This window comes from Algorimicrobium echini (assembly GCF_900115185.1).
Classification (GTDB): domain Bacteria; phylum Bacteroidota; class Bacteroidia; order Flavobacteriales; family Flavobacteriaceae; genus Algorimicrobium; species Algorimicrobium echini.
Genome location: NZ_FOVN01000006.1, coordinates 101,061 through 123,677 on the forward strand (window position 1 = coordinate 101,061; position 22,617 = coordinate 123,677).

At 35.4% G+C, this 22,617-nt stretch carries 20 protein-coding genes; 10 read left to right on the plus strand and 10 right to left on the minus strand.

The window, feature by feature from the left end; genetic code table 11:
• Window positions 1-146 precede the first annotated feature (146 nt).
• Both purE and BM239_RS12965 read right to left on the minus strand, forming a co-directional pair.
• Window positions 147-635, minus strand: a complete 489-nt coding sequence (gene purE, locus BM239_RS12960; RefSeq protein WP_092209314.1) for a 5-(carboxyamino)imidazole ribonucleotide mutase — start codon at window positions 633-635, stop codon at window positions 147-149.
• Window positions 636-658: 23 nt separating this feature from the next.
• A complete protein-coding gene (locus BM239_RS12965; protein ID WP_092209316.1) occupies window positions 659-1,813 on the minus strand; it encodes a 5-(carboxyamino)imidazole ribonucleotide synthase in 1,155 nt (384 codons plus the stop codon).
• 156 nt (window positions 1,814-1,969) lie between these two features.
• Here BM239_RS12965 and BM239_RS12970 point away from each other — a divergent pair, with 156 nt between their 5' ends.
• From BM239_RS12970 to BM239_RS12985, 4 genes are all read left to right on the plus strand, one after another.
• Entirely contained in the window at window positions 1,970-3,079 is a 1,110-nt protein-coding gene (locus BM239_RS12970; protein ID WP_092209318.1) for an adenylate kinase, read from the plus strand.
• Between the two features lie 168 nt (window positions 3,080-3,247).
• Entirely contained in the window at window positions 3,248-4,246 is a 999-nt protein-coding gene (gene obgE / locus BM239_RS12975) for a GTPase ObgE (protein WP_092209320.1), read from the plus strand.
• 6 nt (window positions 4,247-4,252) lie between these two features.
• The gene (locus BM239_RS12980) at window positions 4,253-4,960 is read left to right on the plus strand and encodes an ion transporter (RefSeq protein ID WP_092209322.1); all 708 of its coding nucleotides are present in this window, start codon (window positions 4,253-4,255) and stop codon (window positions 4,958-4,960) included.
• Between the two features lie 23 nt (window positions 4,961-4,983).
• Window positions 4,984-5,490 carry a DUF4136 domain-containing protein gene (locus BM239_RS12985; protein WP_092209324.1) on the plus strand — a complete coding sequence of 169 codons (507 nt, stop codon included), beginning with the start codon at window positions 4,984-4,986 and terminating at the stop codon, window positions 5,488-5,490.
• A 2-nt stretch (window positions 5,491-5,492) separates the two neighbouring features.
• Here BM239_RS12985 and BM239_RS12990 read toward each other — a convergent pair whose 3' ends face one another.
• The 3 genes from BM239_RS12990 to BM239_RS13000 form a co-directional block, all read right to left on the minus strand.
• Window positions 5,493-6,884 (minus strand): M64 family metallopeptidase, encoded by a 1,392-nt coding sequence (locus BM239_RS12990; RefSeq protein ID WP_092209326.1) that lies wholly within the window; start codon window positions 6,882-6,884, stop codon window positions 5,493-5,495.
• A gap of 5 nt (window positions 6,885-6,889) precedes the next feature.
• Window positions 6,890-7,363 (minus strand): hypothetical protein, encoded by a 474-nt coding sequence (locus BM239_RS12995; protein ID WP_143094925.1) that lies wholly within the window; start codon window positions 7,361-7,363, stop codon window positions 6,890-6,892.
• Window positions 7,364-7,446: 83 nt separating this feature from the next.
• Window positions 7,447-13,515, minus strand: coding sequence for an alpha-2-macroglobulin family protein (locus tag BM239_RS13000; RefSeq protein ID WP_092209330.1), 6,069 nt, complete (start codon window positions 13,513-13,515; stop codon window positions 7,447-7,449).
• A gap of 298 nt (window positions 13,516-13,813) precedes the next feature.
• On the opposite strand from BM239_RS13000, the gene BM239_RS13005 reads away from it, so the two are divergent.
• Window positions 13,814-14,767, plus strand: coding sequence for a tetratricopeptide repeat protein (locus BM239_RS13005; RefSeq protein ID WP_092209332.1), 954 nt, complete (start codon window positions 13,814-13,816; stop codon window positions 14,765-14,767).
• A gap of 77 nt (window positions 14,768-14,844) precedes the next feature.
• Complete coding sequence (locus tag BM239_RS13010) at window positions 14,845-16,200, plus strand: UDP-N-acetylmuramate--L-alanine ligase (protein WP_092209334.1); 1,356 nt, start codon at window positions 14,845-14,847, stop codon at window positions 16,198-16,200.
• A gap of 147 nt (window positions 16,201-16,347) precedes the next feature.
• Here BM239_RS13010 and BM239_RS13015 read toward each other — a convergent pair whose 3' ends face one another.
• Complete coding sequence (locus BM239_RS13015; RefSeq protein ID WP_092209336.1) at window positions 16,348-16,635, minus strand: type II toxin-antitoxin system RelE/ParE family toxin; 288 nt, start codon at window positions 16,633-16,635, stop codon at window positions 16,348-16,350.
• Entirely contained in the window at window positions 16,628-16,867 is a 240-nt protein-coding gene (locus BM239_RS13020) for a ribbon-helix-helix domain-containing protein (RefSeq protein ID WP_092209338.1), read from the minus strand. Before BM239_RS13020 ends, BM239_RS13015 begins: the two co-directional genes overlap by 8 nt.
• A gap of 277 nt (window positions 16,868-17,144) precedes the next feature.
• Between BM239_RS13020 and BM239_RS13025 the strand changes: the two genes are divergently transcribed.
• Entirely contained in the window at window positions 17,145-17,795 is a 651-nt protein-coding gene (locus BM239_RS13025) for a hypothetical protein (protein WP_092209340.1), read from the plus strand.
• A gap of 28 nt (window positions 17,796-17,823) precedes the next feature.
• Here BM239_RS13025 and BM239_RS13030 read toward each other — a convergent pair whose 3' ends face one another.
• Window positions 17,824-18,342, minus strand: a complete 519-nt coding sequence (locus BM239_RS13030) for a GNAT family N-acetyltransferase (protein ID WP_092209342.1) — start codon at window positions 18,340-18,342, stop codon at window positions 17,824-17,826.
• 47 nt (window positions 18,343-18,389) lie between these two features.
• Entirely contained in the window at window positions 18,390-18,977 is a 588-nt protein-coding gene (locus tag BM239_RS13035; RefSeq protein ID WP_143094926.1) for a hypothetical protein, read from the minus strand.
• 136 nt (window positions 18,978-19,113) lie between these two features.
• Here BM239_RS13035 and BM239_RS13040 point away from each other — a divergent pair, with 136 nt between their 5' ends.
• Both BM239_RS13040 and era read left to right on the plus strand, forming a co-directional pair.
• Window positions 19,114-19,572, plus strand: a complete 459-nt coding sequence (locus tag BM239_RS13040) for an RNA methyltransferase (protein ID WP_092209346.1) — start codon at window positions 19,114-19,116, stop codon at window positions 19,570-19,572.
• 26 nt (window positions 19,573-19,598) lie between these two features.
• The gene (era, locus tag BM239_RS13045) at window positions 19,599-20,480 is read left to right on the plus strand and encodes a GTPase Era (protein WP_092209348.1); all 882 of its coding nucleotides are present in this window, start codon (window positions 19,599-19,601) and stop codon (window positions 20,478-20,480) included.
• 172 nt (window positions 20,481-20,652) lie between these two features.
• Here the strand turns inward: era and BM239_RS13050 are convergent, their stop codons facing one another.
• On the minus strand, window positions 20,653-21,150 hold the full coding sequence (locus BM239_RS13050; protein ID WP_092209350.1) for a GTP-binding protein: 498 nt from the start codon (window positions 21,148-21,150) through the stop codon (window positions 20,653-20,655).
• Between the two features lie 130 nt (window positions 21,151-21,280).
• Between BM239_RS13050 and der the strand changes: the two genes are divergently transcribed.
• Window positions 21,281-22,585: a ribosome biogenesis GTPase Der gene (der, locus tag BM239_RS13055; protein WP_092209352.1), complete on the plus strand. Its 1,305-nt coding sequence runs from the start codon at window positions 21,281-21,283 to the stop codon at window positions 22,583-22,585.
• Window positions 22,586-22,617: the final 32 nt, after the last annotated feature.

Genomic DNA, 22,617 nt, shown 5'->3' on the forward strand with positions numbered 1-22,617 from the left:
TAACTAAAATTTAAGAAAATAAGGTGTTTAAAATATGCTTTTATATAGTACTTTTGTACTAGATTTTTTCATGAGAGTTTCATACTCACTTAAAAATTATTGATTAATAGCGTTAAACCTCGGCTTCTAGCCGAGGTTTATTTGTTTTAGAACTTTTTTAATTCGTTTGCCGAATCTATAACTTTTGCTTTTAAGCCTGCTTTGTAGGTTATTATTTTATCCAAAATATCTGCATCTGAACTGCCTAAAATTTGAGCTGCTAAAATTCCGGCATTTTTAGCGCCATTTAAAGCAACTGTTGCTACAGGCACACCTCCAGGCATCTGTAAAATAGACAAAACGGAGTCCCAGCCGTCTATAGAATTGCTACTTTTTACGGGAACACCTATAATTGGTAAAGGTGATAAAGATGCTACCATACCTGGTAAATGTGCTGCACCACCTGCTCCAGCAATTATTACCTGAATGCCACGTGTATGTGCATATTTTCCATAGTCGAAAAGTTTTTCAGGTGTTCGGTGAGCTGAAACAATATCCACTTCAATTTCAATTCCAAATTCAACTAAAATATCAATCGCGTCTTGCATAACTGGCAAATCGCTTTTGCTTCCCATTATAATTCCTACTTTGCTCATATTTTATATATTATAGTCTGTGTTTATTCACTAATAACTTGTATTGCTTTCTTTACCTCCTCTGCAATTTTTCGTGCTTCTGAAATTGAGTCACTAACAATGGTTACATGGCCCATTTTCCGGAAAGGTCGTGTTTGTTTTTTGCCATAAATATGAGGTGTAACACCATCCATTCCCATAATGGTTTCAATATTTTTATAAACCACATTGCCTGTATGATTTTCGGCACCAACTAAATTTACCATAACTCCTGCGGCTTTATTTTTTGTGTCACCTAAAGGTAAGTTTAAAACGGCACGAAGGTGTTGTTCAAATTGCGATGTATAATTGGCTTCAATGGTTTGGTGTCCCGAATTATGCGGTCTTGGAGCTACTTCATTTACAAGAATGTTGTCATCCTGTGTTTGAAACATTTCAACTGCCAAAAGACCAACATGATTGAAGGCTTTAGAGATTTGCAAGGCAACATCTGTAGCTCTTTTAGCAACTTCAGAATCAATTCTGGCAGGGCAAATAACATATTCAACTTGATTGGCTTCGGGATGAAATTCCATTTCTACTACGGGATAGGTTGCTACATGACCATTTGAATTTCTTGCCACAATTACTGCTAATTCATTTTTAAAGGAAATCATGGTTTCGGCAATGCATTCCACATTAGGAAGTCCATTTAAATCTTCTAGTTTTCGTACTACTTTTACGCCATTTCCATCATATCCAAATTGAGCACTTTTCCAAACAAAGGGCAGTTTTAAACCACCATTTTCAATGGCATCTTTAATTTCAGTAGTGTAAGCAAAGCGTGAAAATTCTGCTGTAGGTATGTTATGATCTAAATAAAATAATTTTTGCGTAGCTTTATTTTGAATAATCCGTAAGGTCTTGGAAGACGGGAAGACCTTAACACCTTTTTTTTCTAAATCTTCCAAGGCATCCGTATTTACATTTTCAATTTCAAAAGTAACCACGTCTAGATCTTTCCCAAAATTATAAACCGCATCATAATTCATCAAATCGCCTAAATGAAATTCGTTACAAGCAATTTTACAAGGTGCTTCTGGGCTAGAGTCCATGACGCTTGTATAGATGTCAAATTTACGGGTGTCGTTTAAAAGCATTTTGCCTAATTGGCCACCACCTAAAATGCCTAATTTAAAATTGGAAGAAAAGTAATTCATGGTTTTTTACATTTAGCCTATTGGCGACTGGTAAATTATTTCCAACAAAAATACAAATCCTGTGTTTCCCAAAAAACTTATTTCCTAACTATATATATAAGAATTCGTAAAACGTTAATCAAATGATTATCTTTGCATTTCTAAAATTAAGAACACGTGATAAAGCTCCACGATTTATATTTTAAACCATTTATTTCTGAAACAGAAATTGCAGCAACCGTAGAACGTATGGTTCATGAAATTGCTGATGAATTAGGTGATGAGATACCTGTTTTTATTGGTATTTTAAATGGCTCGTTTATGTTTGTAAGCGATTTTGTAAAAAAATACCCCAAACCTTGTGAAGTCACTTTTATTAAATTGGCCTCTTACGAGGGTGTGAAATCTACTGAAGATATTCAGCGCCTTATTGGTTTAACTCAAGATTTAACAGGGCGTACAGTTGTTATTTTAGAAGATATTATCGATTCTGGAAACACCCTTACAGAGGTTCATAGGATTTTTGAAAATGAAAACGTTAAAAAGCTCATTATAGCCACTTTATTTTACAAGCCAGAAGCGTATAAAAAAGATTATAAATTACATTATGTAGGTATGGAAATTCCTAATAAATTCATAGTTGGCTACGGTCTAGACTATGATGGATTAGGGCGTGATTTACCTGAAATATATCAACTTAAAACAACACAACACATGACGAATATTGTCCTATTTGGACCTCCAGGAGCAGGAAAAGGCACACAGGCGGAATTTTTAAAAGAAAAATATAATTTAGTACATATTTCCACTGGTGATGTGTTCCGATTTAATATTAAAAATGAAACGGCTTTGGGCATGTTAGCTAAATCATACATGGATAAAGGCGAATTGGTGCCTGATGAAGTGACCATTGATATGTTGAATGCTGAAGTTGAAAAAAATGCCGACGCAAAAGGGTTTATTTTTGATGGATTTCCAAGAACCAATGCGCAGGCAGATGCACTGGACAAATTTATGGATGAAAAAGATTCTCAAATTGACGCTATGATAGCTTTGGAAGTAGATGATGAGGTCTTGGTGAAGCGTTTATTAGAGCGCGGAAAAACAAGTGGTCGACCAGATGATGCTGACGAAACTATTATTAGAAATCGGATTAAAGAATACTATAAAAAAACAGCTATATTAAAGGATTACTATTCTGAACAAAATAAATATTTTGGTGTGAATGGAGTGGGTAGTATTCAAGATATTACCAAGCGCTTAAGTCAGGTAATTGACAAGCTATAATTGCTTTAGCAGAAATTTGTTTTTTGAGAGCTGAACAGGCTTAAGTTCAAAAAATCAAAATAAAGCAAGCATCCTATTTAGGGAAAAATGTAACGATTAATTTAAAGTACCAGGTGTAAATTTAGGCCTGTAATCTTTAAATATAAGTTTATAAATTAAAATATAATTATGACTGAAGGAAATTTCGTGGATTACGTAAAATTGTATGTGTCTTCCGGAAATGGTGGAAAGGGTTCTGCACATTTACATAGAGAAAAATATATTGAAAAGGGAGGTCCAGATGGTGGCGATGGTGGTCGTGGAGGACATGTCATTATACGCGGAAACCAAAATCTTTGGACCTTATATATTTATAAATTTAAAAGGCATTTTAAGGCAGAACATGGCGAACACGGAAGTAAGAGTAGAAGTACAGGAGCCGATGGTTCTGATGTCTATATGGATGTGCCATTAGGGACTGTTGTTCGTGATAAAGAAACAAACGAAGTTCTGTTTGAAATTACCGATCATGGTGAAGAAAAGATAATAGCAAAAGGCGGAATGGGAGGTCGTGGAAATTGGCATTTTAAAACCTCCACAAATCAAACACCACGTTATGCCCAACCAGGCATACCTGGTGAAGAGATTGAAATTATTTTAGAACTCAAAGTGCTTGCCGATGTTGGACTTGTTGGATTTCCTAATGCTGGGAAGTCCACCTTATTATCGGTTGTTACGGCTGCAAAACCTAAAATTGCAGATTATGAGTTTACTACCTTAAAACCTAATTTAGGAATTGTAGAGCATCGTGATCATCAATCGTTTGTTATTGCTGACATTCCCGGAATTATCGAAGGTGCTGCAGAAGGTAGAGGACTTGGTCATTATTTTCTTCGACATATTGAGCGTAATTCGGTGTTGTTATTTTTAATTCCTGCCGATGCCGATGACATTAGAAAACAATACGATATTCTTTTAGATGAATTGAAACGTTACAATCCTGAAATTTTAGATAAAGAACGTATTGTTGCCATCTCCAAAAGTGATATGCTGGATGATGAACTGAAAGCTGAACTGAAAGAAATTTTAGATGGCGAATTGCCTGTAGATTATTTGTTTATTTCATCTGTAGCGCAACAAGGACTTCAAGAGCTGAAAGATAAATTGTGGAAATTGTTGAATGATTAATTAGTCATGAAGCAGCAAATAAAAAATATTGTAGAAATCCATGATACGCCATTAAGTCGGATTTTTGCTATTTTTATTCAGGTGCTTATTTTAGTTTCTATTGTAACATTTACTGTTGAAACCATTCCTGATTTGGATCCAAGTACACGTTTAGTTTTAAACGTTGTTGAGGTTTTTAGTGTTGTTGTTTTTACTATTGAGTATGTCCTTCGTATTTATGTAGCTGATAGCAAGCCAAAATTTATTTTCAGCTTTTTTGGGATTATAGATTTACTAGCTATTTTACCATTCTATTTGTCGTTTGGTGTTGATTTACGCTCCCTGCGTGCGTTACGTTTTTTAAGACTTTTTAGAATTTTGAAATTAGTTCGCTATAATAGAGCCATGAATCATTTTACTACGGCTATTAAATCTGCAAAAGAAGAAATTCTCCTATTTCTATTTATTACTTTAATTTTAATTTATTTCGCAGCTGTTGGTATCTACTATTTTGAAAATGCAGCTCAACCTGAACACTTCTCTTCCATATTTGATAGTTTATGGTGGGCAATAGTAACCCTAACTACAGTAGGATATGGCGATGTATACCCAATAACAGTAGGCGGAAAGGTATTTACGTTCTTTATTTTGCTTATCGGTTTAGGGATTGTTGCTATTCCAACAGGTATCATCTCATCAGCTTTAACAAAATCTGTTGATAAAAACGCAGAATAATTTTCGTATATTTAAAATAAAAAATGAAAAAATTTCAAGCCCTAATTCTTACCTTGATATTAACGTCTTGTGGTGTTACGGTAAGTTATGACTACGAAAAAGGAACAGATTTTACCCAATACAAAACCTACCATTATTTTGATGATATGCAAACGGGTTTTAGTCAGTTAGACTCCAAACGATTTTTTACGGAATTAGATGCGGAACTTCAAAGTAAAGGATTTGTATTATCAGAAACACCAGATTTTATTATTGATGTCAAGAGTGTAACGTATCAAAATCAACAATCCAGTTCCGTTGGTATGGGAGTTGGTAGTGGTGGAGGTGGCATGTCTGTTGGTATACCAATTGGTCAGGGCTCTGTTTCTAGACAAATTATTTTAGACTTTGTTGATGGTAAAACACAAAAACTGTTTTGGCAAGGCGTGAGCAGAGAACCAACGGCACCTGAAAACTCTCCCGAAGCACGAACCGCTCAATTTAAAACGGTGGTATTGAAATTATTGGAGAAATATCCACCCAAAAAATAAGCTTACTGTTTAATAACTTTTTTGCTTGCTAATAAAACAGAATCACTGTAAATGTTAGCAATATAGAGTCCTGCCGCTTGCTGATTTAAATGTATAGTATTTGTTATACCAGATTCTAAACGGGTTGATAAAACCTCTTTACCGTCCATACTCGTTAATTCTAAACGTAAATTTGACGAATTGAAATTCTCAAATTTCACATGTAGAGCATTGTTTGTAGGGTTTGGAAAGAGTGCAATAGAAAACCGATTTTCTTCAGTTGTAATATCAGTAACACCCAATGTTGTATTGTCAATACTCCAAGTAATTGTTGCAATGTGAATAGTTTCATGGTTATCTATACGTTGCAAATTGGTGTTGTCGGTTACAGCAACCGAAAGATTGTTTATCCCGTTATTCACTTCTGCTTCCAAAAGCGACACCATATTGACACCAGTTGTATATGCAGAGCCATTTAATGTCCAAGTTGTTTCTAACGTATTTGAGGTTGGGTTAATAAGTGAGACATTAAAAGAAACTGGAAAGGTTGAGGTCTCAATGGATAAATTGGTTGGTGAAAAGCTATCAATTGGTGATACTAAATCGTGAATTTTTTCAATAATTCCTTCTTTACAAACAGCACAAAACGGGAATCCTAAATAACGCATTTTACAAGTTTGGTGTGGTCTGTACCACGTGGAACAAGATCCAGTGGTGCAATATTGAAATACGCCAACACCATTAGAACCGACCCAATTAGACCATTTTACCAAACTTGGATCTGTTTCTTGAGTCATATTAATACCTTCTTCAGCATAAAAATCACCTGGATAATATTCGTCTTTCAAGTCTACAAACGAATGTCCTATTTCATGAATGGCAATTTCATCAGCACTTGTTCCTGTAGATGCTACGGGAAATTCACCACCACTTCCACCGTAATACGGCGAATTAACTAAAATAAGCGCTTGCTCGTATTCAGGAAAATTTGTTGCTAAAACTGAAGTGATTAAACTATAGTTTGGTGCGTATAATAAACGATGTGAGCCAAAACCATCATAAGTACTGCCAAAAAAATTATCAACAGTTGAAACAGGAACGCTATAACTCGCTTCATCTGCTGCCGTTCCTGGATGTGTGGCGCCACTTTCGTTTGAAATAACCTTGATGATATGCACGTTAAAATAATCTGAATACTCTGAAAAAGGTGATTGACCAAATAGAGCACTCACAAAATTTGCAGCGTCAGTTTCAAAATCTGTCAATTCACTTGCCGTGTAACCATCACCAAGAATAACCATATTGATGCGTTTGTCATTATCGCCAGCATTTTTAATGGTTTCTACATCAAAAGTCTGCGCGAAAGCGCTCGTTACATAAAGAAGTAATAATAGTGGAAGTAGTTGTTTTGTCATAATAATTATAGCTTGGTTATTATGTAATTGGTGGTGTCCGAATTGGTTATAACATACATCCGAGCATATTTAGCGGTTTCATGGTAAGGCATTCTGAAAGCAAAATCGGTACTTTCCAATGCAATAAGGCGTTTTTCTAAATCACCAGAGTCATTTACAAATTCAACCACTTTTTCAAGCGGATTTTCTATATAAAGCGTTTCAATTACCTGTAACTCCTTATCCAGTAAATCACATGCGAGATTACCTTTTTTAAACAGTTCTTTTTCTTCATGAAATCCTTTAATACGTCCTTTAGCTAATATCGTTTTTAAGTGACGTATTGTAGGTGTTGCATCAGATGATTTTTTAATATGATAGGTTAAAAAAATCATGCTGTCCGCTACTTTTTTAATGTCTTGCTTTACGGTACTATTCTGTGCGAACACAGTTGTTCCAAAAGTGAAAACGGTTAGCATTATAAGAAGCCTGTGTTTCATAAATAAATACAGATTGTATGGATTTGTAAAGTTAGTGATTTCATAAATAGAACATTAGCAAATATTAGTTTTTTCATATAAATTTAGTCAACTGAAATTCGAACACCCTCGCTATGGCTTGAAAATTCAGGTGCATACATACTTTGGATTGTGGTAATTCCATTGCTCATATTTCCAGCATTATTCACGCGTAAATCGTATTCAAATACATAAACACCTTTCGGTAAAAAGTCGAAAAAGAAGTTTGTACTCGCATCTTTCGTGCTTTCATAATAACCCAAACCGTCCTGCCATTTGTAGGACGATAAGACATTGATAGGTTCTAATCCTGCGGCACGCATATCTTTCATGTGAATGAATTCCATATCACGATCGCTATGTAATTCTATACGTACGCGTACTAAATCGCCAATCTGTAAATCGGTTTCTGATGTGATTTCTGAAATAACTTCGCCAGAATCTGTATTGGTTTTTTTGAAGAGTTTTTTCTTCAATTGTAACGGTGTTTTGGCTGTGGTGATTTTATCTAAATCTTCAAAATATTGCCAATATAAACCTCCCCAAGCAATACCTTTCCCTGTTTTTGTTAAGGTAACATCTGCCATTTCTGGTTTTATTTCTGAAGCATTCCAAGATGTTTTATAGTAACCAGTTCCCGCTTCCACTTTTACGGCTTCTAGTTTTGAAGGGTCTATTTTTTTATTGCCAACTAAAACGGTAACGGCTTCGGTTACCGATAACCAATCGCTTCCTTGTAGCAATAAAGCGTAAACAGCTTCGGTAGTTGCTTTGGTGCTTTCCCATTTATTGGTTTGCTTATTTTTTAATAACCACATTTTTAGATTGTCAATGTCATGGGTATTATTGGTTGCGCTATATATGGTTGAGCCAACTTCCTGAAATGCCTCAATCAGCAACGCTTGGGTTTCTATAGGCGCTTGATACCAATGCCAAGATGCGGTATTGTCTTTCCAGTACATGCCTAATTCGTCATTCGTGATGCTGGTTTCTTTTAAAGATTTTAAAATTTTGCCAGCAGTTTTAGGCTTGTTCATTCTATGTGAAATAAGCGTCATTAAGCCTTTTGAATAGATAGAACGCGACAACCAATAGCTGTCTATTTGCCCTAAATAATATTCCGAAATATCTTGAACTTCTTTACTACGTTTTATCTCTGGAAAGAAGCTTCGCATATATAAATAATGTAATTGCGTATAACTTAAATGGTCTTTGCTTAAGTCGGCATCCTTATTGTATTTGGTGATGTTTTTATATTCTTTTATGAATTCATTATCTAAATAAGCAATAGCGTTTGAAATCATAGCTACTTCGCTAGCGCTCTGAATGACATTTAATTTATCCAAATGTCCAAAACCGGTTATAATATGTTGCGTAATAAAACGGTTTTCGCGTCCACCTTTAAACCAAGGCCATGCGCCAGATGTCATTTGATTTTGTTGGAGTTTACCCAATGCGTTTTGCAATTCGTTGGTCATTTTATTCAAATCGAATAACAAAGCAATCCGTTTTTTCTGTTCCGTTTCACTTTGTGCATCACGTAACCAAGGTGTTTCTTGAATTAATATGTTTTTTAGTTCGGGGTTTTTCTCCAAATTCGAAACTAATGCATCCGAATTTCGCCACTGATTAAACACCTCTTGAATCCGTGGATTGCTATTGGCTATGTGACTTGCCAAGGCATTGGCGTAATAGCGACTAAAAGTTTGCTCATTACAGTCATACGGATATTCCATTAAATAGGGAAGTGCCTGAACCGCATACCAAGCTGGATTGGAGGTCATTTCCAAAGTCAGTTGGTGATGTTTTAAACTAGATGAGGTATTCGTTTTTAGTTTATCCAACGTGAATGTTCTGGTTTCGTTGCTCTTAATCCACATCGGTAAGGTTTCGGTTACCAATAATCGGTTAGATAAAACAGGCATGGCATTTTGTTCGCCATCACTAAATGCGCCAGCTTTGGCAACTACTTTATATTGAACAGCATTTACTGTTTCGGGAATGTTTAATAACCAAGATACTTGGGTGTTGCCTTTGGCATCAACTTCAAAAAGCCTCTCTGGCTTCACCATCTCTCCTGAGGAGAGAACCAATAATTGTGCAGATATATCTTCACCAGTTATAGCATCGGTTAGTTGTAATTGCGCTTGTCCTGATAAATTTTTGTTTGATAGATTCGCAATTTTAGTACTGATGGTTATGGCATCACCATGACGTAAAAATCGTGGTGCGTTTGGAATGACCATCAATTCTTTTTGGGTAACCGTTTCTAAACTGGTGACCTGACTTTCTAACGTTTTGGTATGTGCCAACACTTGCAATTTCCATTTGGTTAAAGCCTCTGGTGTGGTGAAATTAAAACTTACATTGCCTGCTTCATCTGTTTGTAATTGTGGAAAGTAGAATGCGGTTTCTTGGAGGTTTTTGCGGATGGTGATGCCTGAAAAGTCTGATTTTTTAGATTCAGAACTTTCTTGGTTTTGTAAACTGTCTTTTGGACTTCCTAATGCTTGATCAGCTTCAGGTGCCATTTCTGTTTCGTAAGCTATGTCACGTTTTTCTCTTTTTATTCCCATCGCAGACACAATAACTTCTTCATGTTCCAAATCTTCTTCATAAAAATAATTATCATCTCCAAAATAAAACCCAAACCAGTTCAATTGGTCATAACCTTGGTGTGGAAACCCCATATTTAAACGTGGTGTATTTTGTATCCTGAAATTTTGGATTCCAAAACTGTAATGCGCTTGTCTGGTTGCGTTGGAATAATAAGTGGGCTTTTCTAACGGATTGAATGTCCAATTATGAGGTTTAAATTGGTCTAAAGATGCGTCATACATACTAGCCAAAATTTCAGCAGATACTTTGTTGCCTTGAGGTCCTTTAATTTTAAATGCCCAAGTTTCATCAGTTCCTGGTTGCAATTTATCTCGGAATGTGGTGGTTTCAATTTCTAAATCGGTTTTAGGGTATGGCACTGAAATGATTTCTGTTCCCGATTGAAAACTATTGGCAAAAGCAAAACTGTAGTTGACAGCAAATCCACCAAAATCTGCTTCTGTAACTGGGATTTCAATGGTTTTTTTGTTGTTGTTTAGGTTTACTACATAGCTTTTTATTGTTTTTTTGTCTTTCTCAATATCTATCGTAAATGTGATATTTTCGGCTGCTGAACCCATGGTTAGCAAAACAGTATCATTTGGTTGATAGGTGTTTTTATTAGTTGTAATTATAAATAATTGATTGTCGGCAACGGTTTTATCGGTATCACTATACAAATTTGTTTTGGCTTCTGCTGTAACTGCATGACCAAATTTATCGGTACTTTCTAGAACAATGACATACATACCGGAATCCCATTTTTTGATGTTTCTTAATGTGATGGTTTTCGATTTTTCCGTGTTAAAATCGGTTTCAAAAACCATATCGCCTTTTTTCCAATTATTGGGGTTATCTTCATTCGCATACGCATCGTGTGGAAATTTCGCTTTAAATTCCGTTTCTGAAAGCATTTTATATTCTGGTGCTTCCCAAGGTCTACTGCGTAAAACCTCTTCTGGTGCTTGCAGTTTATATATTTTAAGCGTTCCAGTGGCTGGTGTAAATTCGCCATTTAAATTTCTCGTATCAATTTCAATAGTGTGATTTTTAGTGGTTTTGTCTAACGTATTTTCAACAGCAATAGAAGCCGTCATGGCATGATAACCTACATTTACTATAATGGAACTACTTCGTGTTTCGCCATTGATATCGGTGACATCGGCTGACACTTCATAATTAAATATTGGTAAGGTGCTTTTGTCAACACTGCTATCTGGAATGGCTTTAAAAGTAATTTCGAATTCGCCTTTATCGTTGGTGGTACTTTCGCCATGGGTAATTTCTTGAACTTCCGAATTAAAACGCGGACGATACCAATAATACCAATCTGGATATTGGACTTTTCTGTGCACGCGATACACCACTTTAGCATTTGTAATATTACTACCAGCAAAAGCCAATGCAGTTCCTTTCACTGTTATGGAGTCATTAATTTTAAAAGTTTCTGAAATGGGTTTAAAGGTGGTTTCAAACTTTGGACGTTTGTATTCTTCTACTGAAAAATAGGTGTTTGCATTTCCTAAATGATGCGATTTTCCTAATAATTGGATTCTAAAACCACCAGTTAATCCAGTATTCGGCAAAATAAATTCGCCAGTAACAGAACCGAATTCGTTTGTTCTTAAAGTCAACCGATTAACCTCTTCGCCGTTTACATTATATAAAACGGCGTCGGTTTCTGCATCCACTAAAACGGTGGATTTACCATGTGTAGTTTTCATAGCAATCCCTTTAAAATAAACCGTTTGCCCAGGTCTGTAAATACTTCTATCCGTAAAAAGGAAACCTTTATAGCTAACCGGATCTTCGTTCAGTTTGTATTCAGGATTCACGTAATAATCACCAAAATAGGCTTTGTCGGTTTTAGAGTTGGCTACAATTTTTACTTGGGTCCAACGGCTTTGTGTTTTTGATATTTCAACGTTGCCATTGGAGTCAGATGTGAACGTTTTATGTTTAAAATCACCATTGTAATTTTCTTTGTAACTTATTTTAACAGTGAGATTCGGTATGGGCTGCCCATTATTCCGATTAATAAACTGGTAGATCTGTCTGTCGTTTTCCGCTTTATCCACCAAAGCAATATTGGTAATTTGAAGTGTTTGAATAGCAAATGTGTTCGCTTCGTTTTTCGCTGAAGCTACAATCAGAAAGCGACCATTTTCCAAGGCCGGAATTATTACTTCGGTTTGATGTTGTTGGTAATCGCCTTCATTTTTTAAGGTGGCTTGCCAAGATTTTGAAAGTGTTAATTTTTTTACAAAGGCCAGTTGTTCGTCCTCTCTATAAATTTTTCCGAAGGCTTCAAATTCCTTTTCGGTGAGTTTATAGGCTTTAAAACCTAACGTATTTAAGTTTTTGTAGGTCACCAACATTCTGGCATCTTGCTGAATAGGTACATGTCTTTCGGTTTGTACTTGTAAGCTTTGGAGTTTTATTTGTTTTTGTAAAACAGCACATTTTTTGGCAGCCGTAGTGTTTGGAAAGTTCTTATTTACGGTTTCGCAAAGATCATAGGCTTCTTTAATTTTCCATTGCAATTCGGGTGCTTTTTTTGGTTCATAACGTTCGCCTTGTTCGTTAAATAATTGCGCGATTTCAAAGGCATATAAGCCCGATTCTTCAGATGTATAATCAGCACGGGATTCTTTCAACGTTTCTAAATACACCATTTCTTTATTGCTGAAAGTGGCATAATCTTTTACAAATTTTAAACGCGCGATGTCAATATCCACTAACGCTTTAGTAGTCTTGTTTTTTAGGTGAAATTGAGTCAGCTTCTGATAGATTTTTAATGCCTGAAGCTGCAAGGATGTACTGTCTTTAGAGGCGATTTCTGTTTGTGAAAATTCAATTGCTGGACATAAAAATTTAGGATCATTAATTTCAAATTTATAGGCAGGTTGGCTGATGCTGTTTTCATCTGTTTTATAAAAATTGAGCGCTGTGTTAGCTAATAAATCGTAAAGCGTTGGTCTAAATTGTTTGGAGTTTGGTTGCGAGTAAATAATAGCATCAAAATCGGAAATAGGTGTTTGTTGAAGCGTCTGTTCATTTTCTAAAGACAGCTTGTACTGTGTTTGAATTTCCGTAAATAACGTTTCTAAATCCCAAGTCCTGAAATCGGTGTCATCTACTTTTTCTGCCGTTTGTGTTCGGTTATAAAATTGCCATCTGTTTTGCTGAAAATACTGCCAATACATAGTGGCTAACATATTTTGTAAGATGTTTTTAGTAGGTGTTTCGCTTTGAGCTATTTCATGTTTGAAATCGGCAATAATTTGTAGTTGTGCCTCTTCTTCCAAGGTTAAGGCATACTTGCTTTTATACAGCAAAGCTTTAATTGCTTGTGGTTGATTATCTTCGTGTTTTGCTTGCCTTGAAATTTTGGTAACAATATCTAAAGCCGATTTCGGTAAACCTTCGTTTTCAAGTTTTTCAACCGATTTCCAAAGTGCATCATAATCGCTGTTTTGTGCTTTGGCGAAATTGGCAAATAATACTATCATGGCGAGTATGGTAACGTGTTTCATGTGGTTATTCTTATTGCTAGTCTTTAACAGTTTGAGGCATTGTACTGGTTAAAAATACACATTTCAAAATCGATTTTTATGTTTTTTGCCGATACTGTTTCAGAAAGTTTTTGTTCGTTCAATAGTACATTCAAAAGTTGTTCCAAAAAAATGAAATTGGGTAACTGGAGGCTTTCAATTCGTAACCCTTTATTTTCAGTAAGGGAATTTCTTAAAAAATAAAAGGTACTAGAAGTTAAAACGACCAATACTAAAAACCATTTTGAATAGTTATCTTTGTATAATTGATTGTTGTATTATGAAAAAGCTGCTTTTATGTTTATTGGTTCCCGTTTTAGGAATGGCACAACAGGCATTGGATGACGTGGCATTATTATTAGATAAGAAAAATTATAAACAAGCAGAAACTATAATAGAGCCTTATGCTTTAGCCAATCCAACAAACAAGCGTGCCGTGGAATTGTTAGGTGATGCCTATGGGTATCAATCCAAATGGGATGCCGCAATTAAGCAGTATAAGTTGTTGGTAGCATTAGAACCCAATGAGGCAAATTTCCATTATAAATATGGAGGCGCTATGGGTATGAAAGCTTTAGAAGTCAATAAAGTAAGTGCGTTAATGCTTATAGATGATGTAGAAGATGCATTTTTAAAAGCTGCCGAATTGGATAGCAAGCATATTAATACGCGCTGGGCTTTGGTGGAATTATATATGCAGTTACCAGGTATTGTTGGTGGAAGCGTCAAGAAATCCTTGAAGTATGCCAATGAGTTGGAAGCACTTTCTAAAGTAGATGGGTATTTGGCTAAAGGTTATATTTATGAGTATGATGACGAACCCGAACTAGCCGAAACCTATTATAAACGCGCCATAACTACTGGAGGTTCTATTACCTGTTTTGAAAAATTAGCTAATTTTTACGAAAAGCAACAGCAACCCGATAAGGCGATTGCAACGATTGAAGCATCCGAAAAAAAGCATAAACGCAATGCCGTTCATTACCAAATAGGAAAAGTAGCCGCCGAGTATAATTTGCAATTAGAAAAAGGTGAAAATTGCCTGAAAAGGTATCTAGCCAACTATTCCGTGGAAGATGGTGTGCCAAAAGCCTGGGCAAATTACCGATTGGCGCAGATTTACAAACATCAGAATCGTAAAAAAGAGGCGCTTAAACATATAGATCTAGCCTTGGCCGAATTACCTGAAATTGAAGTTTTTTCGGCAGAGAAATCCGCTATTTTAAACCGTTAGAAACTTAATAATTTACCGGTGTTCACATTTCTACTTCCATTTGCAATGTGTATATTTGAATTCTACAAAATTTAATTATGAACGTACATTTTATAGCCATTGGTGGTGCTGCCATGCACAATTTAGCCATTGCTTTACATAATAAAGGCTACCAAGTTACCGGTAGCGATGATACTATTTTCAATCCGTCTAAATCTCGTTTGGAAGCTAAAGGTTTACTGCCTGAATCATTTGGTTGGTTCCCAGAAAAAATCAGTTCTAATTTGGATGCTATTGTTTTGGGCATGCATGCCAAAGCTGATAATCCGGAATTGCTAAAGGCGCAAGAACTCGGTTTAAAAATATATAGCTATCCAGAGTTTCTGTACGAACAATCTAAAAATAAAACCCGTGTGGTAATTGGCGGAAGTCATGGGAAAACCACGATAACCTCTATGATTTTACACGTTATGCATTACCACGATCGGGATGTGGATTATATGGTTGGCGCCCAATTGGAAGGTTTTGATGTCATGGTGAAACTCACAGAAGACAATGATTTTATAGTTTTGGAAGGCGATGAATATTTAAGCTCTCCTATTGATAAGCGACCAAAATTTCATTTATACAAACCCAATATTGCGTTGTTGAGTGGTATTGCTTGGGATCATATTAATGTGTTTCCAACCTATGACAATTATGTCGAGCAGTTTAAAATTTTTGTAGATAGTATTGTTCGAGGTGGTAGCATTACCTACAATGCCGAAGATGCTGAAGTAGCACGCGTTGTAGAAGCGTCTGAAAATACCATTCGTAAATTACCGTATTACACACCAGAATATACGGTTGAACATGGTGAAACGCTTTTAGAAACACCGGAAGGACCGTTGCCAATTGAAATTTTCGGGAAACACAACCTGAATAATTTAGCAGGCGCCAAGTGGATTTGCCAACATATGGGCATTGACGAAGATGATTTCTATGAAGCCATTGCCACATTTAAAGGGGCTAGCAAACGATTAGAAAAAATTGCCGAAAGTAAAACCAGTGTTGCTTATAAAGATTTTGCCCATTCACCCAGTAAAGTATCGGCTACTACCCAAGCTGTAAAAGCCCAATATGAGGATAAAACCCTTATTGCCTGTTTGGAATTGCATACTTATAGTAGCTTAAATGCCGAATTTTTAAAAGAATATAAAGGCGCTCTGGATGCTGCTGATGAGGCTGTCGTTTTCTATTCACCAGACGCGGTTGAAATTAAGAAATTGGACGCAGTTTCGCATGAACAAATTGCCCATGCGTTTGAACGTGACGATTTAATGATTTATACCAATCCCGAAGAATTTAAAACTTTCTTATTTTCGCAAGACTTTAATAACAAAGCCTTGTTGCTCATGAGTTCTGGAAATTATGGCGGATTGGATTTTGATGCGGTTAAGGGGTTGTTGAGGTAGTTTGTCATTCCTGCAAAGGCAGGAATCTCACTGTAGGTTTTTTAGGTTATTGTTTGGTAAATAAATCACAGATAGAAAATCCGCGAGGACTTTCGTAAGTAGGTGAGAACTAGCCGTTAATTATACATGGTGTTACCAACTGTAATTTTATAATATGTTATTTAAATCTTGTCTTCCAACAATAGCCATTATCTCTACAATGTCATTATTAACTTTAAAATAAATGCTGTCAGATCCGCAGACACAGCGTTTATATCCGTATTTTATAAAGTCAACCGATTCAAACGAGAAAGGCCGTTGAGCAATAATGTCAAAATATTCAAAAAATGAGTTAAAATATTTGTCAGCTTCTGTTATACCAAATTTCTTTACACCGTAATGATGAATTCTAATTAAGTCATCTTTAGCTGCATTACTTAACTTGTATTTAGCCATTCAATAAAGACTTTGATTTTGCTAAAATTTGCTCTTTACTATCATTCGTAAAACCGCTATTTTCAGCTATTTCTAATTTAGAGCTTATCCAATCAATTTGGCGTTGTTGATTTCTTGCCTGTCTTATTAGGTCATTTACAAGTTCACTTTTACTGGAATACTCATTAGTCGCCACTTGGGTTTTTAACCATTCGTCATTTGGTTGTGTCAATGAAATGCTTTGTCGTGCCATTGGATTCGTTTTTGATGTAAATTTACACCAAAAAAATATATTTACAAAACATTTTAATTCAATTAGCTAAATTTCAGAAGGTTGGGTTTTTATAGTTGGTAACGATATAATATAAATCCGTTTCAATGATTCATATTATTTGAACTCCAAGTTCGTCATATTTTTTTCTAAACAACGCAATAAACTCAAATAAAGATCGTTAAACGATACAGAACCAGCCACTAACTATTTATTCGAAACACAATTACGTTTTTTAATCACCTTAATTTTTTAAAATATGATACGTAATTTGTTATTTATCCTTCTTTTAGTATGTGCTTTTTCATGTTCCTCTGATGATGATACTGGAACGCAACCAGCCAATGGAATTAGCGATCCTGGTTTTTATGGTTTGCAAGTTGGTAATGCATGGGTTTATAAAAGCTATCAACGAAATCCAAGTACAGAAACCTATGATGATACAGGCGTTGTAGATTCTATAAGTATTGTTGGTACAGAGGTAATTAATGGTCATACCTATTTTAAGTTTAGACGATTAACAACTGGTAATACTAGTAATGCACCACTTTTAAGCTCCAATGGCGAGTATTTTGAGCTTGTAAGAGATTCCTTGGGAAATTTAATTTACGATGACGGCAGCATAAAATTTACGCATACCAATTTAAGCGAACGAACGATTACTACGGATTCTTGGGGTTCTATTTTTGAAATCTTAACTGAAAATGAAGTACAACTGACTGTGGAAGCTGGTGTGTTTACATGCAACTATTCAGAGCGTTATGCCAAATCACACGAAGGCGAACAATTTCCAGGTTTAGACCGTTTTTATTATGCGGAAGGTGTTGGACTTATTTATGATACAAATTCATTTGTCAGCACACCAATTCATGCTGTAGAGCGTCGTTTAGATAGTTATAATGTGCAGTAACAACGTAAATCTAAATTTAACCTACTGGTTACGGTTGCCTTAGCGCATAAACGGCATTTTCCAAATTATCAGCGTCCTGTTTGCCAATAAGCAGTTTAAATCCGTTGCGTTCTAATAATTTTATAGAAGCGGTATTGTTTTTCTGTGTGTAGGCTTCAATAGATTTCAAGTTTATAGAATTAAACCCAAAATTAATAATCGCTTTTAGCGCTTCATTCATAATGCCTTTGCCTTGGGAGTTTGGATGTAAATCGTAACCCACTTCTGCTTTTTTTCTGTCTTCTGAAAAATTCCACAAACAAATGCTGCCTATCATTTGGTTTTGGCCTTGTTCTGTAATCACCCAATATAAAGAGTTGTTTGTTTCAATAGCTTGGCTAATTTTATCAATAAACGCCAGAGCTTTTTCTTGGGTTTCCGCGGATGCTCTTTTTACAAATTTATTGACATCTGGATCCGAACGTAAAAAGGAAATAGCTTCCCAATCGGAATGTGTTAGTTTCCGGAGTCGTAAGCGTTTGGTTTGTATTTCTGTGAATAGACTCATGGTAGATGTTACGTGCTTACGTGGCCGTATTTTATGATTAACGGGTATTATTTATCCAGTTTAATTTTCTTTTTATTCTCGTATCTAAAATCGTTCAAATCTTTTAGTTCAGCAGCAGTTTTCGCTTTCCATTCTTCAATTTTTTCATTATTTCTGCCACTTTCAGTTTCCTTTACTAATTCCAGACGGCTTTCTGAAAATTCACTCAAAATATCATTGTTAATTTGCGTTATAATATCAAAACCTTTAGCAATTTTTTTCTTATTCTCTAATGCGCGTTTTCTAAATTTTCTTGCGTGAATTTCTGCCAAGTCAAATTGCAATTGTTGAAATTCTATTTGTTTATCAATTTCGTCAACCTTTGTCGTATCTATCCACGAGGCGTTTCCAAGAAAAATATTTTCTATTTTTTGGTTCAAATTCCGCTGCATAAAATCAAAACCACCAATGGCATGATGTATCATAAATTGACTATAAACAGACTCGTTATTCTCATCGCTAATTTTTATTTTAAAATCGTCAACGGTTAACGGATGTTTTGCACTCCATCTTTTTTGTCCCTCTTGTAGGTTTTGCCCAAATGTTTTATTTATAATACTACATACTATAATAAACCCTAATAATGACCTTTTCATGCGTCTTCTTGTCAACTTGTTAGCAATTATTGGATCTAGGTAGTCAACCAGAACCAACTTTTAAATATGTTCACAAATCTAATCCATTTCTACATATTTATATTTCCATTTTTTCAATTTTTAGTAAATTGCGAGCATGAGCAATAACTTTGAAAATGAATTTTTTGGTATCGGGATTCAAAATGGTAAAACACCTGAAAACTTGGGTGTGCTTTGGCGTTCGGCTCAAAATTTAGGGGCTAGTTTTATTTTCACTATTGGAAATCGCTATGCCAAACAAGCTTGCGATACGCATAATGCTGTAAAAGCCATGCCGTATTTTCATTATGAAACTTTCAACGATTTTCTAAAAAACTTACCAAAAGGTGCCCGAATTGTTGGTGTGGAACTCACAGATGAAGCCGAAAGTTTAGAAACCTTTCACCATCCAAGACGCTGTGTGTATTTGTTAGGTGCCGAAGATCATGGTTTGTCCAATCAAGCTATTGAGAAAAGTCATTTTTTAATTAAATTCAAGTCGGAATTAAGCCTCAACGTATCTGTAGCTGGAAGTATTGTTATGTATGATAGAGGAATAAATAAACCAAGGTCGTAACTTTGCCACAATAAAACCGCACGTATATGAATCATAAAGCTGGATTTGTAAATATTATTGGAAACCCAAATGTAGGGAAGTCCACATTAATGAATGCCTTTATTGGCGAAAAACTATCCATTATAACCTCCAAGGCACAAACCACGCGGCATCGGATTTTGGGTATTGTAAATGGTGATGATTTTCAGATGGTTTTATCTGATACACCAGGCATTATTAAACCGGCTTATGAAATGCAGGAATCCATGATGGATTTTGTAAAGTCAGCTTTTGATGATGCGGACGTGTTGATTTATATGGTAGAAATAGGGGAAAAAGAACTGAAAGACGAGGCGTTTTTTAACCGCATTACCAATTCTACAATTCCTGTTTTATTACTCTTAAATAAAATTGATAAATCAGATCAGGAGCAATTAGAAGCGCAGGTGCAATTATGGTCAGAGAAAGTGCCAAATGCCGAGATTATGGCTGTTTCAGCTTTAGAAGGTTTTGGCGTTCGCGAAGTATTTGATAGAATTATTGAATTACTTCCGGAGTCACCACCTTTTTATCCAAAAGATCAGTTAACCGATAAGCCAGAACGCTTTTTTGTAAATGAAATTATTCGGGAGAAAATATTAATGCATTACAAAAAAGAAATTCCATATGCGGTGGAAATTGATACCGAGGAGTTTTTTGAGGAAGAAGACATTATTCGTATGCGTTCCGTAATTATGGTAGAGCGCGAAACCCAAAAAGGCATTGTTATTGGCCATAAAGGTTCAGCGTTAAAGCGTGTAGGTGTGGAAGCAAGAAAAGATTTAGAAAAGTTTTTTGGCAAACAAGTCCACTTGGAATTGTATGTTAAAGTGAATAAAAATTGGCGAAGCGATCAGCGTCAATTAAAGCGTTTTGGTTATAACCAATAGCTTCAGTGTTTGATAAAAAGTTCGTTAGCTCGGGTAAGTTTAAGCAGTAAAGCTTGTAACTTATATCGAGAATAAGAATTTGAGTAATAGATTAATTTTCGATATATTTTTCCAGTAAAAAATCAGTCATAATAACGCTTTGTTAACGTTTATTTGAATACCAAAACCGACATTATGCTTTAAGAATTTTATTCATAAAATCATGGAGTTCGTGCATTTGGTCTTTGCTGGAGTCTCGGCCAATACGTCCTGCAAAATATAATGCAATCCAAAGAATGACCATCAAAATCATGACTCCTACCTGTATGGCATATTCATTATCTAAAGTCCAATTGGAATAACCCCAAATACCAAAACCTATAAACAAACTAGCCACTATAAAATGGAAAAACATAAACATAGTCCAAACCGTTGGATTGGGTCCAAATAGGCCATGAAGCATAGCTGTATTGTGGTTTACCTCATTAATTTCTAAATGGAGTTGTGGCGACCAAAAGTGTTGTTTGCTTTTTGGTAATTTTAAAAATATATGATCGTCAATAATAGAAATTACATAATCGGTTTGCGTTTTTTTGGCATCAGCAAATAGCTGAATAAGCTCGGTATTGCTTTGAGGTAGTTCCTTTTTAAAGCGTGGACGTAGCACAATATCTTCTCTGTGTAAACTCATTAGTATCTGCCTATTAGCAATTTAAGTAACTGATTTTAATTTCTTTTTTAAAAATACATATTTTAAACACGCACTAAATATAACGAAATCATTAGCTTATCATTATATTTGCACCAAATTTTGTAATAACATGAGTAATATAGTTGCCATAGTTGGTCGTCCAAATGTAGGAAAGTCCACGTTCTTTAACCGTTTAATTCAACGTAGAGAAGCTATTGTGGATGCCACAAGTGGAGTAACCAGAGACCGTCATTATGGGAAAAGTGACTGGAATGGTCGTGAGTTTTCATTAATAGATACGGGAGGTTATGTAAAGGGAAGTGATGATGTTTTTGAAGCTGAAATTGATAAGCAAGTTGAAATTGCTATTGAAGAAGCAGATGCTATTATTTTTATGGTAGATGTAGAATCTGGCGTAACTGGTATGGATGAAGACGTAGCGAAATTATTACGTAAGGTCTCCAAGCCTGTTTTCTTGGTTGTTAATAAAGTTGATAATGGAAAACGTGCAGAAAATGCTGTAGAGTTTTATTCTTTAGGTTTAGGCGACTACTTTACTATTGCCAGTATTAATGGAAGTGGAACGGGTGATTTGTTAGATGCGCTAGTGGACGCCTTGCCAGAAAAAGAAACGGTAGAAGAAACAGAATTACCTCGTTTTGCGGTGGTTGGCCGTCCTAATGCTGGAAAATCGTCATTTATAAATGCCTTAATTGGTGAAGATAGATACATAGTTACTGATGTAGCTGGAACCACAAGAGACTCTATTGATACCAAATACAATCGTTTTGGTTTTGAATTTAACCTAGTTGATACCGCTGGAATTCGAAAGAAATCCAAGGTTAAAGAGGATTTGGAGTTTTATTCCGTTATGCGTAGTGTGCGTGCCATTGAACATTCGGATGTTTGCTTGGTGGTGTTAGATGCCACTCGTGGTTTTGACGGACAGGTTCAAAATATTTTCTGGCTGGCAGAACGTAACCGAAAAGGCATTGTTATACTAGTAAACAAATGGGATTTGGTTGAAAAAGATACTAAAACAACCAAAGAGTTTGAAAAACATATTAGAGAACAAATGGAGCCGTTTACGGATGTGCCTATTGTTTTCATTTCCGTATTGAATAAACAACGTATTTATAAAGCTATTGAAACAGCCGTTGAGGTTTATAATAACCGAAACAAAAAGATTAAAACAAGTAAACTTAACGAAGTTTTATTGCCAATTATTGAAAATTATCCGCCACCTGCTTATAAAGGTAAGTTTGTGAAAATTAAATACATCATGCAGTTGCCAACACCACAACCGCAGTTTGCTTTTTTCTGTAATTTACCACAATACGTTAGAGATGGTTATAAGCGTTTTCTAGAAAATAAACTACGTGAACATTTTGATTTTCATGGTGTTCCTGTTAGTGTATATATGCGTAAAAAGTAATTAAATAGTACTTTTATTTCAATTAATAAAAA